The sequence below is a fragment of the Pedobacter sp. Leaf176 genome, from assembly GCF_001424305.1.
Classification (GTDB): Bacteria; Bacteroidota; Bacteroidia; order Sphingobacteriales; family Sphingobacteriaceae; genus Pedobacter.
In genome coordinates, this window is the sequence record NZ_LMPD01000002.1 from 153544 (window position 1) to 170254 (window position 16711).

Annotated in this window: 10 protein-coding genes; 4 read left to right on the top strand and 6 right to left on the bottom strand. The window is 37.8% G+C overall.

What is annotated here, in order from left to right:
• Positions 1-92: 92 nt before the first annotated feature.
• Genes ASF92_RS06110 through ASF92_RS06130 form a run of 5 tightly spaced genes read right to left on the bottom strand, consistent with a single transcriptional unit; the run spans position 93 to position 12333 of the window.
• The gene (locus ASF92_RS06110) at positions 93-3575 is read right to left on the bottom strand and encodes a malectin domain-containing carbohydrate-binding protein (protein WP_056089466.1); all 3483 of its coding nucleotides are present in this window, start codon (positions 3573-3575) and stop codon (positions 93-95) included.
• Complete coding sequence (locus ASF92_RS06115; RefSeq protein WP_082489475.1) at positions 3572-6403, bottom strand: glycoside hydrolase N-terminal domain-containing protein; 2832 nt, start codon at positions 6401-6403, stop codon at positions 3572-3574. The genes ASF92_RS06110 and ASF92_RS06115 overlap by 4 nt, the downstream gene beginning before the upstream one ends.
• Before the next feature lie 18 nt (positions 6404-6421).
• Positions 6422-8008, bottom strand: coding sequence for a glycoside hydrolase family 28 protein (locus tag ASF92_RS06120; RefSeq protein ID WP_056089469.1), 1587 nt, complete (start codon positions 8006-8008; stop codon positions 6422-6424).
• A gap of 21 nt (positions 8009-8029) precedes the next feature.
• Positions 8030-9580 (bottom strand): glycosyl hydrolase family 65 protein, encoded by a 1551-nt coding sequence (locus ASF92_RS06125; protein WP_056089471.1) that lies wholly within the window; start codon positions 9578-9580, stop codon positions 8030-8032.
• Positions 9580-12333, bottom strand: a complete 2754-nt coding sequence (locus ASF92_RS06130; protein ID WP_056089474.1) for a hypothetical protein — start codon at positions 12331-12333, stop codon at positions 9580-9582. The genes ASF92_RS06125 and ASF92_RS06130 overlap by 1 nt, the downstream gene beginning before the upstream one ends.
• Before the next feature lie 335 nt (positions 12334-12668).
• Here ASF92_RS06130 and ASF92_RS06135 point away from each other — a divergent pair, with 335 nt between their 5' ends.
• Genes ASF92_RS06135 through ASF92_RS06150 form a run of 4 tightly spaced genes read left to right on the top strand, consistent with a single transcriptional unit; the run spans position 12669 to position 15494 of the window.
• Entirely contained in the window at positions 12669-13433 is a 765-nt protein-coding gene (locus ASF92_RS06135) for an SDR family NAD(P)-dependent oxidoreductase (protein WP_056089476.1), read from the top strand.
• A 25-nt stretch (positions 13434-13458) separates the two neighbouring features.
• On the top strand, positions 13459-14313 hold the full coding sequence (locus ASF92_RS06140; RefSeq protein ID WP_056089479.1) for a fumarylacetoacetate hydrolase family protein: 855 nt from the start codon (positions 13459-13461) through the stop codon (positions 14311-14313).
• A gap of 1 nt (position 14314) precedes the next feature.
• Positions 14315-14644, top strand: coding sequence for an L-rhamnose mutarotase (locus ASF92_RS06145; protein ID WP_056089481.1), 330 nt, complete (start codon positions 14315-14317; stop codon positions 14642-14644).
• A gap of 10 nt (positions 14645-14654) precedes the next feature.
• Entirely contained in the window at positions 14655-15494 is an 840-nt protein-coding gene (locus tag ASF92_RS06150) for an amidohydrolase (RefSeq protein ID WP_056089484.1), read from the top strand.
• Here ASF92_RS06150 and ASF92_RS06155 read toward each other — a convergent pair.
• A complete protein-coding gene (locus ASF92_RS06155; RefSeq protein WP_056089487.1) occupies positions 15486-16637 on the bottom strand; it encodes an aldose epimerase family protein in 1152 nt (383 codons plus the stop codon). The two genes, ASF92_RS06150 and ASF92_RS06155, sit on opposite strands and share 9 nt — an antisense overlap.
• Between the last annotated feature and the right edge of the window lie 74 nt (positions 16638-16711).

Genomic DNA, 16711 nt, shown 5'->3' on the forward strand with positions numbered 1-16711 from the left:
GTTGGCTCGTTTATTAATTTGGTAAAACAAATATCCTTTACTAAGTACAGCTATTAATATAAGATTTTGACCATATATTGTATCATATTATCCTATTGAACATCCAAAGCGTCGATATAAAGGCCTTTACTTTCAGTAGCTATAATGCGCAACTTGTAACTTCCTGCATTTATCATGCTCCCGGTGCTGGTATTATAATAATTCCATTTGCCTTGTTTTGTAGGTGCGAATTCGGCTTTTTCGATTTTCATAACCGTTCCATCTGCAGATAAAAATTCCAGCTTTGCTTTCAAAGATTCATTAAAAGGATTGTGATATTTAATGGTGAGCGAGTAAGTATCAGCCACACCAACTCCCATTGAAAACTCTAAAATTCCTCCCTCTGGAGATTTAAAAACAACCCTTTGTTTGCCAATAAAATCTTCTTTTACGATTTCCTTTCCTTTTAAAACAGCGTCGACTGCCTTATAGCTGGTCAGAGTTTTTAGATCGTAAGCTGGCTCTAAATTACTTGGGGGAACAAAGGCAACAACTGAAGCATCACCTTTTATTTCAATGCCAGAACCTTTCGAAAAACGTTTTCTGAATATTTTGAATACCTCTCTGTTACTATTTTCGATGATGGTCTTAGTATCTTCAAAGCCTGAGTATACGATTGAATCGGCATTTTTTAAACCGACGAAAACATCGGCTTGCTGATTCATTTTAAAACGAAAATCAGAATGCTTCTCTGACATTTTTATCCATTCTACACCAAATAAATTTGCTGGCAGATACATAAACTCAGCTTCATTTTTCAGGTACTGTTTATCGCCGATATCCAGCCAACTTGATAAAATATGATCATTGTTAGAAAGAAGTTCAACAAGCGAAGTAACTTTTGGAGCAACTTTAATTGTTTTATTCAGACTTGCTACGGCAATAGCCGAGATAAGCGCTTGCCCCGCCTTGACTTGTGGAAAAGACACCGTTAACTTCCCTCCTTTAACGAAAACTTTAACCGTTTTTTTTAGCAGTGAATTTGTTCCGGCTTCTCTCCAGATGTCTAAATCTTTTAATACCGTTTTATTATTAATGGCTACATCAAAAAGACGCATTTTCTCTGAATTAATTCCTCCACCAACACCTAACCAAGGTTCTATGAAATACATTTCAATAAGGTATTCTCCATCTTCTGGAATATTGAAACTGAAAGTCAACTGATCTCTCCCATATCTAAAAGTTTGAAAAAGTTTCCAATCTTGAGTTCCTTTTATTGGTGAAAACGTTCTTCTTTGACTTGCAAAAAAATCTGGAATACCTGGAAAGGCTGCCGTCCAGGATGATGAGCCGTAGTTTGTATTTTTAGTAACTTGCTGGTCTTTTAACCAGAGATTTCCGTGCACATCTTTATATTCTGAACCGCCACAATTTAAACGATACAGGTAATTATAGTTTTCGACAGGTTTTAAGATTTTAGTATCCGTAACCAGCTTACTAAAATTGGGCGATTTGGGCAGGCTGTTTAAAACGATGTAATCTTTTGCCACCGCTTTTCCATCAACATAACCAACTGCGTAAAGTAGATTATATTGAACATCAGGTTTATTCCACTGAAAATGCGTACCGACTTTTCCACGGCTTATTTTTCCTAAAGATTTATTATCAACATCATTAAACAACTCCACTTCATCACAATTTGAATACACAACTATGCTGTCTTTTACACCCGGCTTCGACCATCGATTTGGCCAGGTGTGCGAAACGATGTAAGCCATCGGATCGGTTTGCTTTGGTGCATAATTCGACCTAAACAGGTAATAAATGTCGGTTGGCTCTTCCCAGGGTGTAAACATCCCTTTGTAATTCACCGGGCCTATTCTATCTAAATCCCGAAGACCTTCTCCACCCTGAACCCGACCCGGATTATCATGCGAGCTATAAAGCCAAAAAAAATGACCTGCTGTTTTATCTTTTACAGAATCGGCCAGCCTGACTTTTGTTTCCATAAGGCTCGCCATGCCGTTTTCGGTATATCCCTTTTCGCTTGCGTTTAAGCTGTGTAAATCAATTGTCCGCCAGGCGCCATACTCTCCTATTAAAAGTTGTCTTTGCAAATCGTCCCCATAGGTTAAAGGATTGCCTCCATAGGTTCCTGTCCAGTTTTGCGGTACATCCCAATCCGTTCCTTTACCACCATTACAAGTGGTTACCTTTCGTTGAGATGACGCCGTTGGATCTAATTTTCTTATCAATTCGGTACATTCTTTGGCGAAATCTTCGGGAAGTGTGCTCTCATTTTCTAATCCCCACAAAACTACTGCCGGACTATTTCTTCGTTCCCTTACCCAGTCGGTTAAAAGCGTTTTGAAATTTTTTCTGAATTCAGGTGTATCGTACCAGATGTGTGCAGCCATTTGGGTCCAGCATAAAACACCAAGTTTATCCCAATAATCGGAATACAGTAAATTATGAGGTTGATGCGCATCGCGAAAGGCATTAAAGCCCGCCGATTTTATTTGCGTCACACGCGATTTTATTTGTTCAGGGCTAAAAGCATGACTTTGCCCAATCAAATGTTCGTATTCGGCAATTCCATTGATAAAAACCGGCTTTCCATTCAAAAGAAATACTTTTTGATTTGCCTTATCTCCAATCGGCCAACTTACCCAACGAATTCCATAAGGGGTTTTTACTTCGTCAATTACTTTTCTATCTTCTAAAATGGTTGTTTTCAAAGTGTAGAGATATGGATTTTCTAACGACCAGAGTTTAGGATTTTGGATTGCATCGGTCTTCATAGAAAATGTAATTTCCTTACCCGGAGCAAGGTTTTCTGAATGTTTAACTTCTTTTACAACCTTCCCGTCATTATCTAAAAGCTGATTTAAAATCACCAGTGATTTTTGCTTGTTGCTATAATTCTTTAAAGTGTTTTCGATGTTTATAATGGCAGATTTCTCAGAGATTTTATCATCATTCCAGATATGGATTCCGAACGGCTGAATTCTACTTTCGTTAGTTACGATTAAGTGAACGGGACGAAAAATACCCATCGGCTGAGAACCTTCAGAAAAACCTCGTTCTGTAGAACAACCGCCATCCACCCATGGTAAATCCTGAATATTTGCAGGGTGGTCCGCCCTCACAGCTAAAATATTACGCTGGTTATTAAGCTTGATAAACGGCGTTATATCTAAAGTAAAAGTAGTTCTTCCACCAGCGTGGTAGCCTACTTTCTTGCCATTAAGCCAAATGGTTGCATACGAACCAACACCTTCGAAATAAAGGAAGAATCGCTTACCTTGTTTAATTTCATTGCTTTTAAAAATTTTACGGTACCAGGCGTAGCCATGTTTATTGCCATGTAGCTTTCTTTGATAACCTTCATACTGGTCCCAATTATGCGGAACGTTTACGCTTTTCCAACCATTGATTTCATAACTGGAGGCCTGGAATCCATCATATGCTCTGATGTTTTTCTCATCTGCAACAGTTTCCCAATCGGAGTTTAAGGGGATATCTTTTCTGACGGAAACTTGTGCGTGTACGCGAATCGCTAAAAAACAAAAAATTAAAAGAAAACACCTCATCATAACATTTTTAAATCTCCATTAAGTTTATAAATGCCGCCAACTCTTGTATCGAAGCTAATCGTTTGATTTTTATACACCATTTTACACCGGCCTCCTGAATTTGATATTATGGTAAGCCCATTCAATTTACCATTCTCCCATCTAATGTTAAGTTCAAAACCACCTCTTGCACATAACCCTTTCACGTCCCCGAAAGGTAATGCAGCTGGTAAAGCAGGCAAAATATCGAGATAGCCTTCATGACTTTGAGCTATCATTTCGGCAATCCCTGCGGCGCCACCAAAATTTCCATCAATTTGAAATGGCGGATGGGCATCGAAAAGATTTACATAAGAACCGGAACCGTTGCCCGCAGGTTTTATCAGCATTTTAATCAATTTCATGGCATGGTCGCCATCTTTGAATCGAGCCCAGAAATTAATCTTCCATGCAAGGCTCCAACCTGTTGCATCATCACCACGGTACAATAATGACTGCTTTGCCGCTTCCATCATTTTTCTATCCTGACTCCAGGTAATATCATCTCCGGGAAAAACACCCCATAAGTGCGAAACGTGTCTGTGTTTATTCGTAGTATCGTCCTTATCTTGAAGCCACTCTTGCAATTGTCCAAATTTGCCGATCTGATTAGGTGCAATTTGCCCAACTTTTTCTTCCAATGATTTTCTTAAAGCATCATCGGTACCTAAAACTTTTGATGCTTCAATGCAATTTCTGAATAATGTTCTGATAATCTGGTGATCCATGGTTGGCCCTGCAACCAATCCCCCATTTTCCGGCGAATTAGATGGCGTGCTTATCAGCCAACCGGTTTGAGGGTCTTTTACTAAGAAATCTTCAAAAAATAAGGCGGCAGCTTTCATCAATGGGAAAGCTTGGGTTTCCAGAAATTTTTTATCGCTGGTAAATAAATAGTGTTCCCATAAATGCTGACTTAACCAACCTCCTCCTGAAACCCAAATACCATGATTTGAGGCATTTATTGGTGCAGTGCCATTCCATAAATCTGTATTGTGATGCAAAACCCAACCTCTGGCGCCGTAATATTCCTTTGCAGTCGCTTTGCCAGCAAGCGATAGACCTTCAATTTTTCTGAACAAGGGCTCATTTAAAGCTGATAAATTTAATATTTCTGTGGGCCAGTAATTCATTTCCAAATTAATATTGGTCGTGTATTTACTATCCCAAGGAGGTGTTAATAAATCGTTCCAGATTCCCTGCAGATTTGCAGGCTGCGTTCCTGGCCTGGAACTGGAGATTAGCAAATACCTGCCGTACTGCATATAAAGACCTGCAAATGAAGCATCATTTGAGTTGGCAAATTTTTCAAGTCTTTCATCAGTAGGCAAGTTTTCATTAGCTGATGAACCAAAATCGACGCTGAACTTATTAAAATAAGATTGGTATTCTTTTAAATGTTTTGCTTTAATATTTCCAAAATTATCTTTTTGAACAGCCAGCTGATGAGCTGAATTCTTAAGTCCGGGATTTCCTGAAACATCATTTGCATTGCTGAAGTTAGTCGCCGCAGTAAGGCAAAATGTTATTTCATCTGCATCGCTTATTCTAATTTTATTGTCTATTATTTTAACCGACCCATTTTTAACCTCTACAGTTAACCAACTTTCACCCTTTAGCACCCCATCTTTTACCTGAACATTAAGCGCAATCGAATTTTTGCTTAACGTTTTAACTACCGTTTTTCGGTGAACGCTTGATAGATCTGCTTCCAAACTCAATGCACCTGATTTACTGGTAGTTAAATGTATAAAAATTGCCTGATTTGGTTGACTGGCGAAATATTCCCGTTGATAGTTTATTCCGTTTGATGTATAACTGGTTTTGGCAATCGCTGTTTCCAAGTCAAGCGAACGCCTATAATTTGTTATTGGTGTTTTACCATGATTAAAAGCCAGATTTATATCGCCAAAAGGCTGATAGCTTGCCTGATATTTTGGCACTGCCGGTGGGTCTTCATTCTGAACTTTGTACCTCCATTTCTTAACTAACGAAACGCCATTTTCAATTGTTGAGCCTTGCGGATAAATTCCAATATGTCTTTTAGTATCTTTAAAACCGGCTATCCCACCTTTATCGTAATAATTTAGAACCTGGACGGCGATGGTATTTTCTCCCGCTTTAATCAGTTTAGCCGGAATGGTATATTTTCTTGGTTCAAGGTTATCGGTATTTCCAACCAATGCTCCATTTATGTAGGTAAAATCCTGATCGCGAATTCGGTTTAAATCCAATACTAAATCTTTTCCAATCCAATCGTTGGGCACATTAAAAGTAGTTCTAAACCAAACCGCACCATCGAGGTTAGCTAAACCAACAAGTTCCCACCCTTCATAAGATGGAACCTGAATGGTTTTCCAGCTCTTATCATCATAATTTTCGAGCGCAGGATTTCCCTGGATTCCTTTACCGGAACGCATTTCATTGACCCACTTTGCCCTATAGCCTGCTTCACTTTGAAGCCCCATAAATTGGGCTTGCGCTAAGTCTTCGGCTTCTTTTTGTTTTCCTTCAAAAAGCAATTTTCTTATTTTCGGTAAATAAGCTGAAGCACTTTTTTTATTGTAATTTCTTGGTTTCCCGGTCCAGAGTGTTTCTTCATTGAACTGAATGTGGTCATTTTCTACGCCGCCAAAAATCATTGCACCCAATCGGCCATTACCGATTGGCAGCGCATCAGTCCACTTTTCTGCAGGTTTGTTGTACCAAAGCGTTGTATTATTTTGTGCAAAACCGTAGAATGAGGCCAGCATCATTACCAAGAGTAATGTTACTTTTTGTAAACCAGATTTTAAACTTCTAACAATCATAATATCATCGATGAATGATTACTGACCTTTATCGCCAGAAATTACGTTAACGTCGCCACTTACTTCTTTCTCTTTAATAACACCATTCTGAGCATTTTTGAAATTATTATTCCCTATAGAAATGCCTTTAGTTTTGTCGCCGCTTAGCCTTAGAAAAGTTGTTGTACCGACAACAGGGAATGAATTGTATACAAAAACTTCATTTACATTTTTTAAGTCAATTACCGCAGATTTTGCGATTGGCGTGTAGGTTTTGACATTATCGATTGTAAGATAATTTACGTTTGAGGCATAAACAGCTGATCCGATTTCTGTATTAACCTGAACATTATGAAACTCAATTTTATTGGAATTCGTGATACTGAAGCCTGTTTTGGCTTCCATATTGATATCACTGAAAGTAACATTTTCTATCGGCATTTCTTCAAGGCCATTTAGATAAGCAGCCTGATTTACCTGGCCAGTAATATTACTGAAATGAATGTTTTTAAACTTTGGAGTACGTTCCGAAACCGGCTCAGGATTAGTTTTAGCGTACTGCATATCTAAAACAATTGCTTGCTGACCAATATTTTTCATAACGATGTTGCTGACTCTGATTTCTTCCACAACACCCCCACGTCCTCTGGCGGTTTTGATTCTTATGCCGCGGTCTGTTCCATCGAATACACAATTAGAAATTGCGATTTTCCGAACATCGCCAGACATTTCGCTACCAATAACTACACCACCATGCCCTGACAACATCGTACAATTGGTAATGGTGTAGTTTTCTGCCGGAACAGCCATCTTTCTACCCGGCGCATCCTTACCAGATTTTATGGTTATGCAATCGTCACCAACGCTAATGTGACTGTCTGAAATGTGTACATTTTTGCAAGATTCCGGATTGATACCATCTGTATTCGGAGAGTAAGGATTGTTAATTGTAACTGCATGAATTTTCACGTTTTCGCAAAACTCAGGGTTGATGGTCCAAAAAGGTGAATTTCGAATTGTTATTCCATCTATAATTATGTTTTTACAAAACATGGGTTGTATAAACGGCGGACGAAGGAAACCTCGTTTCATCTGCTTTGCATCGTCAGGTAAAATAATATCTTTATTAAGCTCATCAAAAGTATGTTGCCACTTAGAACGAGTCTGCCCTTCTTTATAACCTTCAACAAAATCCCACCATTTTTTACCGTGTCCATCTATTAAACCCCGGCCGATTATTGAAATATTTTCTACTTTATAAGCATAAAAAAGAGGTGAAAATGAAGTTACATCGACGCCCTCATACCGGCTTTTGACCATAGGCAAATAATCATCAAAATTATCACTGAAATGAAGCTCGGCACCTGCATCTATAAAAATAGTAATGTTACTTTTTAAGTGAATAGAACCTGTTAAATATTTTCCGGCAGGGAAATAAACCGTACCGCCACCAGCTTTTGAAGCCGCGTCAATTGCATTTTTTATTGCTGTTGTGGCTAATTTGCTACTATCATTTTTTGCGCCGTACTTTAAAACGTTATAAAAAGATTGGGCGTTGGTTCTTAAACCGAAACTAATCGCCAGGACTAAAATTAATGCCTTTATAATCTTGATGGAATACTTCATTAACTATTAATTTATCTTAGTTTATCTCAATTTAACTTTTAAGGGCTTCAAATCCTTGCCTTTGTAAATCTCTTTTCCATCAGCATAAATAAAAAATCCTTTGCCCTTTTTATACTTATCGCCGGTTTTATCCCAAATAAGTGTTATTGTTTTGCCATGATAAGAAACATTATCCAGTGTAAACCAATCCCATTTTCCTGGCGGGATAAGCGGAAAAACCTCCAAAACATTATCCATTCTAGGCTTTAATCCGATTAGATCGCTGATAACCAAATCGCAAAAAGTTGAATGGTTGTAGAAGCTGCTTCTGGGGTTATCACCTTTCAGCCATACGCCATTTTTTTCATCCTGATATTCACCAATATATGGTTTTCCGTTTTTTTGATGCGATAAAGCATATTGGTGAAGTTCATCATAGAAAACCCCTGCGGTCATTTTACCATGATTTTTGTAATTTACCAATAAGTTTGAAAGACCTTTAAGTGTTTGCGAACTTGCAAAAGGCCATAAAGCGCCATCCCATTCGCAGCTGTGGCCTGTTCCACGCGTTCTAAACGTTGGGTTTCTACGCTCCGCTGTAGTTAATCCCCAGGGCGCTTTAAATCCTGCTGTATCTAACAATTGGTCCCAGGCTTTAGCGTAGATACTTTTATCATCAGGCAGATTGAAATCCCATGGTGTAAAGCCAATTGCTTCGCGAACATTTGCCAGGCCTTTTTTTGCAAGTTTAGTTTCAAAAAAAGAGGATTTTGAATTCCACAGACTATCCTGAACCAGTTTTTTTAGTTCTGCGGCTTTTTGCTGATACTTTACTTTTAAAGCTTGTTCTTTTAATAAATCTGAAATGCTCACTAACGCTTTGGCATTACCGTACATATAACTATTTATGGTCGGCCGACTGTTCTGGTCCTTTCTCGAACCACTAATTGATTCTTCCATTCCATCTTTAACATCGTGCTGCCAGAACAAACCGCTTTTCAGCCGTCGTTCTTTCTCCCATTTGTCATAATCGGCATCAAGCGCCGGCAAAATATCTTTCAAAAAACCTGCGTCGGGTTTTACCATATAATTTGCCAAAACGGCATCATCAACCCAGCTGCTAAACTGATGAAAACGTTGTTTAGTTTGACCTACATCAGCCTTGTATAACCAAAAGTTAATGTATTCTTTGAGGTATTCGTTATTTTTCAACCAACGTCCTTCGTAAATATGATGACCTAAAGCACAACTAATGGAATTGTATTTCCCGGCATGTTTTACGGGCTCGATAAATTCTGTAAAAATAAAACCCTCCGGAGTTTTAACCAGATGCTTACGAAACGACCACCAACGGTAATAATAGTTTTTTTCAATTACCTCATCCGGACAGTCAAGTAATGGAACATTCTCAGATAACCAATGGTACGATTGCACATTCGGAACAAAATTTTTGACCGCTTCAGTGTCTATTGAATTAAAATATTCAACGTAATTTTTCAGTTTCGCTTTAAGCGGAACCGGTTTTTGCTGTGCAAAGCCTGTCGCAGTAACCAACAAACAAATTGCAGTTATAAATTTTTTCTTACTCACCATTATTCAAATAACCAATCAATATCTTTCCCACGACCATCTAATCCCGCATTAAAAATTCTCAATTCCTGCTTATCATCAATAAATCCCAATACCAAACAGGCGCCCTTTCCCAATGTTAGCGTGTGCGATCCTTCGGCGAATGAATAAGCATGGATATTTACCGGAGCAAAACCATTTACAACCAATGCATTCGAAATTTTTATTTCAGATTGACCGTAGTTATTTGCGCTGGCATCTATCTCCAATTGCGGAGGCAGTAACGTTTTATTATCTTTTTGATTAAAATAGCCAACCAAAAGTTTAACAGGAATTTTCGTACTGAACTTGATTTCCGTTCCATTTTTAATTTGCTTCTCTCTTGATAACTTTAGTCCTTTCAAGCCGATTAATTGCTCAGCTACTTCTTTAATCTGAGAGGTGGTATCAACAAATACCCGAACGTTTTTATCGACAATGTAGCTTTCTATAGCAGTAGATAATATTTTTACATCGGCATTTTTATAAGGAATAACCTTTTCGATAGTGGTTTTTTTGATGGATTTCAACGAGTCTATGCTATGCTTAAAATGATTAAGTTCATTCGTAAACACTGGCATCATTTCTTTCCAGTGGATAAATGTTTTATCAACACCACGCATCGGAATTTTACGCTGCTTGGTTTGCATACTGTTGGCGTACAGGTATTCGTTTTCTGTTAATTTGGTTAGCTTACTGTAGTAATCCAGACTTTTTTGCAAAAAAGGCAGGGCCTTTTCCAAATCAGAAACATCGTTGGAGTATTTAAATCTTAAAATCCAAAGTGCCGCTTTTACCTTTTCTGCGTAAGAATTCGCCAATGCATCGTAGCAATACATGTCGTTTTTTAACCTTCTAAATTCTGCAGTATCTTTCTTTACCGATGCTGAAGCCTCATTAATTGATGCAATTGCTTTTTTTCCATGGTCGATAACCTCTTTTGCAATTTGCAGAGGCGTTTCACCGATGTGGCCTTGTTTTTTCCACTCCTTTTCAGCGTAATCGATTATCATTTCTCCTTCCGGAGCTTCGGATTCATACATCAAGGTAAACAAGCCATAACGAAACGGATTAATCAGTTGTGTCATTAGCATACCTAAAGTAAGCGTTTGCCTGTTACCATCTGTAATTCCATACCTACGCAAAAGCTTTGGTGCAATTTCTCCTGATTCCTCGTAAGCGTTTAAAATTGCTTTTCCTGCTGACAAGTCAGTTCCATACTTGCTGGCCAATTCGTTCCCCCAATAATTAATTTCACCTGCCCTGTCACGTTGGCTATTCCAGGAATAACGCGCCCATTCTTTGTACCAAATCCAGTCCCTGTCGATTTGCAATTCACGGTTTCTAGTTTTGTCAGCCGTATAAGGCCAGTCCCAATAACTCGCCTGCGGATATAAATGCAGGCCTTTTGCACCGTAAATTTTATTCATCGCCTGCACCGATTTTTGAATAAAATCTGCCGAACCATACCGAAAAGGTTCGAGGTTTGCCAGGATATGCACGTTAGAAATGTTAACCGTACCTATTGTAGCCAGTTTTCTATTCAGTTCGGCCCATGCGCCACGCGGTTCATAAGTTGTGAGTGCCTCGCCATTAAATTTATTCTCAGTGTATAGATTTTTATAAAGTGGTAACGCAGCTTTCATAACTGCAGGCGCATCCGTATCGTGAGCCCGCAAAACAATTGGCGGTTCATTTTTTATGCCTGCAGCTTTTAAGCCATCTTTAACACCCGGGATAATTGTTTTCGTAAACCATTCTATATCATCTTGTCCAACGCCTTCCATAGCTTCACCAAGTGCAACCATCAAACCAACGTTTGGATATTTTTCTACAAAGGCAGCTATCGATTTTCGTGTATAATCAGCTATTATGGGGATAATTGGGCGGTTTCTGTCCTGGGTTTTCAGTCCGTGTTTATCTGCGAAAGGTTTTGGAATGATGATATTGTAAAACATTTGTATCACCCAAATTCCCCTTTTATCTGCTTCAGCAGTCAAAAACCTAAAAATCTCTTCATTCTTTTTAAAAGTGGCATCATCAACCTCAACCGCATAAGGATAATCTTTCAATTTAATCAGCGATGAGAATGGGTGCCCATTCCACAAGTAAAGAGAATTGAAACGGTTCTCAACCATCATATCCAGGTATTTGATCCAAAGTTGTTTATCATACAGCCATGGAAAACTTTCTGGTGTATAGGGATATTCATAAACATCATGACCAGGCAAATAATCGGTTTTTTGTAAACCTATGCAAGTTCCCCTCATGACCATTTCCGGACGGTCAGCTAATTCGATTTTATCAGGAATTTTTCCTTTTGCTTTTATTTGTTCAATTAATTCCAAGCAAGCATACAAAGTGCCGGAGGCATCAAAGCCGATAACAAAAAGTTTATCATTTGTGTAAGAAATCACAAATCCTTCTTTACCTGAATTTTGAACTTGTTTTTTAACAGACTCCGGAAGGCTTTTCGCAATAGAATTATCCTGAAGCTGACCAATTATTATCGAACCCTTTTTAGCAGTGAATGGTAGCTTTGGATTCATTTTTTTTAATGAAGCCTGAAGGCCAAGCTTTTTTAAGGCTTTCAAAACCTTCTCCGTTCCAAAACCTACACGCGGGTTAGTAACAGCAGAAACAATAACAGTTTTTTCATCTTTAATTCCGCTCATCGACGCAACTGAGACAAATGGAAAAATTAAAGTACAGAAAATAAAAATCAGATAGCTTTTCATTTAATTGGCTCTAGAACAAACCTTTTAGTAAAGGTTGTGAATTACATTTGGTTAAAGTATTATTTAAATATAAAAATATTATTCAAATATAAGTAATATCGCAGGTTGATTTTGTAAAATTTCTGCAAGGTAAAGCCGTATACAGGCTCTAAACAGCCAATGACAATATCAGCTACTATTTTGATAAAAAGTTAAAATGTTTATTCAACAATAAACATTTTATTTGTAAACGAATCCATCAATAAGTGATTAGCAAACCAGCCTAACCAGATATTTCATCAATAAAATATGTACACATTTATAAATAATATTTACTTTAAGGCAAAATATAAAATATGTTTTCACTACAAAACAAACGAGCAGTAGTTACAGGTGGCGGAAGCGGGATTGGTAAAGCAATTGCAACCATTCTTGCAAAACAAGGCGCTGAAGTTCATGTAATTGAATTAGGGACTGAACAGGCCGATAATACTTTAACTGAAATTGAGACATCGGGTGGCAAAGGTTATAGCTACGCATGTGATGTATCTGATCATGACGCCGTTAAAAAGGTATTTGACATGATTGGAAAAATAGATATTTTAGTTAACAACGCAGGCATTGCCCATATTGGTAAGGCAGACACCACAGAAGAATCAGATTTCGACCGGGTGATGCGTGTTAACGTGAAAGGGGTTTATAATTGTTTATATTCTGCCATCCCTAAGTTAAGGTTATCAGGTGGCGGCGTTATCATTAACATGGCTTCAATTGCATCATTAATCGGATTGCCAGACCGCTTTGTCTATAGCGCTGCAAAAGGGGCAGTAAAAGCAATGACCATGAGCGTTGCGAAAGATTATATTGGTGAAAATATCAGGTGCAACTCAATTTCTCCTGCAAGGGTTCACACACCTTTTGTTGATGGATTTTTGCAAAAAAACTATCCTGACAATATTCCTGAAATGTTCGAGAAACTTTCAAAAACGCAACCAATAGGCAGAATGGCAAAACCAGAAGAAGTTGGTGCCCTTGCTTTATATTTATGCAGCGATGAAGCTTCATTTATAACAGGTTGCGACTACCCTATCGACGGTGGTTTTACAACATTAAACAACTAAATATAAAAACGATAAAAAATTTAAAATGAAATTAATACGATTCGGCGAGGCAGGTTTTGAAAAACCAGGAGTTATCATAAATGATAAATATTATGATGTTTCTTCACTGGTTACCGATTATAACGAGGCATTTTTTGCAGGCAATGCAATTGAAACGTTAGCTTCTGATATTAAAACTGCAAATCTTCCTGAAGTGGATAAAAATGTACGTTTAGGTGCTGCGCTTGCCCGTCCATCGAAAATAGTTTGTGTAGGATTAAATTATAAGGATCATGCTGCTGAAACCAACGCACCAATTCCTGTGGAACCCATTTTATTTTTCAAAGCTACTTCGGCGATTGTTGGTCCGAATGATGATTTAATTATTCCTAAAAATAGTAAGAAAACCGACTGGGAGGTGGAACTTGCAATTGTTATCGGCAAAAAAGCGAGTTATGTAAGCGAAGAAAAAGCTTTGCAGCATGTCGCCGGATATGTTTTGCACAATGATTACAGCGAGCGTGCATTTCAAATAGAAAGAAACGGACAATGGGTTAAGGGAAAAAGCTGCGATACTTTTGCGCCAATAGGGCCATTTATTGCAACACCTGATGAAATCAGCGATGTGCATAACTTGCGCCTTTGGTTAACGGTTAACGGCAAGACATTGCAAGATGGCAATACTTCAAACCTGATTTTTAACGTGCCTTTCATGGTTTCATACATCAGTCAGTTTATGACACTTTTACCTGGCGATGTAATTACTACCGGAACGCCGGCAGGTGTTGGTTTAGGTCAAAAGCCTGAACCTTGGTATTTAAAAGCAGGAGATGTTGTTGAATTAGGAATTGATGGCTTAGGGAGCAGCAAACAGGTGGTTAAGGATTATAGCGGAAATTAAAATGAAAAGGCATTGCTTTACGCTTGATTTAATTGATGATGAAAAACTGATTAAAACTTACAAAAAGTTCCATGAATCTGTTTGGCCCGAAATTAAAGAAAGCATCACATCTGCCGGCGTAAAAGAATTAGAAATCTATCTTTTAGGTACGCGTTTATTCATGATCATGGACGTGGATGATTTCTTTTCCTTTGAAGCAAAAGCACAATCAGATTTGGAAAACGAAAAGGTTCAGGAGTGGGAAAAACTGATGTGGAACTACCAAAAAGCATTACCGGGTGCAAAACCAGACGAGAAGTGGATGTTAATGGAAAATATTTTTAAACTCTAAATACGTACTTATGATTGATGCGCACGTACATTTTTGGAATTTTGACCCTGTAAGAGATTCATGGATTACGGAACACATGAATGCCATTCGTAAGGATTTTACCCCCAAAAATCTTATTAGACCGTATAATGATTTACAGATTACTGGTTGTGTCGCTGTTCAGGCTAATCAGTCTGAATCGGAAAATGACTTCTTGTTAAGCCTGTCCGAGCAAAATGAAATTATAAAAGGCATTGTTGGCTGGGTCGATTTGAAAAGCGAGAATTTAGAGGAACGTTTAAAATATTGGTCGGCATTTAAAAAGATAAAAGGCTGGCGCCATGTGCTTCAGGCAGAAAAGTCAGATTTTATCCTCTCTAAAGACTTATCCGAAGGCATAAAAGCTTTAAAAAAATACAATTACACTTACGACCTTTTATGCTATCACAATCAGCTTCCTGACATCATTAAACTTGTAGATAAAGTAGCCGACCAACTCTATGTTTTAGATCATTGTGGCAAGCCCGATGTTAAAAGTCAGGATTTAAAAACATGGCGTAAAAACATTAAAATCCTCTCCCAAAACCCAAATGTATATTGCAAACTTTCCGCGCTTTTAGTGGAAGCAGATTGGAAAAACTGGAAAGAAGTAGAGATTTTTAATTGCTTCGATGTAATATTTGAGCATTTCGGAACGAATCGAATTATGTATGGTAGCGATTGGCCAGTAGTTTTACTAAGCAGGCCTTATCCCGTTTGGTTTAATTTGGTCAATAAATATGCATCAAAGTTCAGTATTCAGGAAAAAGAAAATATTTTCCTGAATACTGCTTCTTCATTTTATAAATTAGAAAACAAGATTTTACTTTAAGAATTTATAAGTTGTTGTCGTTTTGTAAACATCACCCGGCTTTAGCACTGTGGAAGCAAAATTCGTGTGGTTAGGCGCATCTGGAAAATGTTGTGTTTCTAAACAAATTGCCGAACGATGTGGATAAGATTTACCCCCTTTTCCATCTTTATCTTTACCTGTTAAAAAATTACCACTATAAAATTGAAGTCCTGGTTCGCTGGTGTAAATTTCCATGATAATTCCCGTTACCGTACTTTTAACTTTCGCAATTACCTTATTATCATCATGTTCATTCAAAGCGAAATTGTGGTCGTAACCTTTTCCATAAGTTAACTGCTGATCTTTATCTTCAATGTTTTTTCCAATTGTTTTTGCTGTGGTAAAATCAAAAGCCGTACCAGCAACTGGCTGCAATTTACCAGTGGGGATCAGTGTTGAATCAACCGGAGTGTAAGCATTTGCATCAATATACAGTTCATGATCAAGGATTGTTGAATTTCCTTCCCCATTTAAATTGAAATAAGCATGATTGGTTAGGTTAACAACCGTTACTTTATCTGTTGTTGCCATATAGTCAATTTTCAAAGCATTATCATCCGTTAATGTATAAATCACTTTAACATCGAGTTTTCCCGGATAGCCAGCCTCACCATCTTTTGAAGTATACATTAATTCCAAATGCTGTGCATCGGTTTGCTTTGCATCCCACACTTTAGAAAAGAAGCCATCGTTACCTCCGTGCAATGTATTTACCCCGTCATTCAATTGGAGTTGATATTCCTTGCCCTCAAGTTCAAATTTACCCTTTGCAATCCTGTTTCCATAACGGCCGATTAGCGCACCAAAAAAAGGCTCTCCTTTTTTACGGTAAGCGCCAACACTGTCATAACCCAAAACGACATCAGTTAACTTATTATTTTTGTCAGGCACTAAAAGGGATACCACTCTTCCCCCATAATTTGTTATAGAAACTGAAGCCCCCTGTTTGTTTTTTAAAGTATAAAGTAAAACTGACTTACCTTCTATTGTAGCTGTATAACTTGACGAATCTGTTTTGACTACGTCCGACGAATTTTTTTCTGCGGCTGGATTACAGGAAAATAAAAAAGCAGATATACATAATGTAGTTAAGGATATTGCAGAAAGACATTGTTTTTTCATAAAAAGATTTAATTTGGTTGAAGCTAAATTAAGAAATAATTAACGTTATTAAAACGAATATTGTGGTTATTTAA

Bases quoted from the DNA above. Each gene is read 5' to 3' on its own strand.
- ASF92_RS06110 (WP_056089466.1), bottom strand. From the start codon at position 3,575: ATGATGAGGTGTTTTCTTTTAATTTTTTGTTTTTTAGCGATTCGCGTA.
- ASF92_RS06115 (WP_082489475.1), bottom strand. From the start codon at position 6,403: ATGATTGTTAGAAGTTTAAAATCTGGTTTACAAAAAGTAACATTACTC.
- ASF92_RS06120 (WP_056089469.1), bottom strand. From the start codon at position 8,008: ATGAAGTATTCCATCAAGATTATAAAGGCATTAATTTTAGTCCTGGCG.
- ASF92_RS06125 (WP_056089471.1), bottom strand. From the start codon at position 9,580: ATGGTGAGTAAGAAAAAATTTATAACTGCAATTTGTTTGTTGGTTACT.
- ASF92_RS06130 (WP_056089474.1), bottom strand. From the start codon at position 12,333: ATGAAAAGCTATCTGATTTTTATTTTCTGTACTTTAATTTTTCCATTT.
- ASF92_RS06135 (WP_056089476.1), top strand. From the start codon at position 12,669: ATGTTTTCACTACAAAACAAACGAGCAGTAGTTACAGGTGGCGGAAGC.
- ASF92_RS06140 (WP_056089479.1), top strand. From the start codon at position 13,459: ATGAAATTAATACGATTCGGCGAGGCAGGTTTTGAAAAACCAGGAGTT.
- ASF92_RS06145 (WP_056089481.1), top strand. From the start codon at position 14,315: ATGAAAAGGCATTGCTTTACGCTTGATTTAATTGATGATGAAAAACTG.
- ASF92_RS06150 (WP_056089484.1), top strand. From the start codon at position 14,655: ATGATTGATGCGCACGTACATTTTTGGAATTTTGACCCTGTAAGAGAT.
- ASF92_RS06155 (WP_056089487.1), bottom strand. From the start codon at position 16,637: ATGAAAAAACAATGTCTTTCTGCAATATCCTTAACTACATTATGTATA.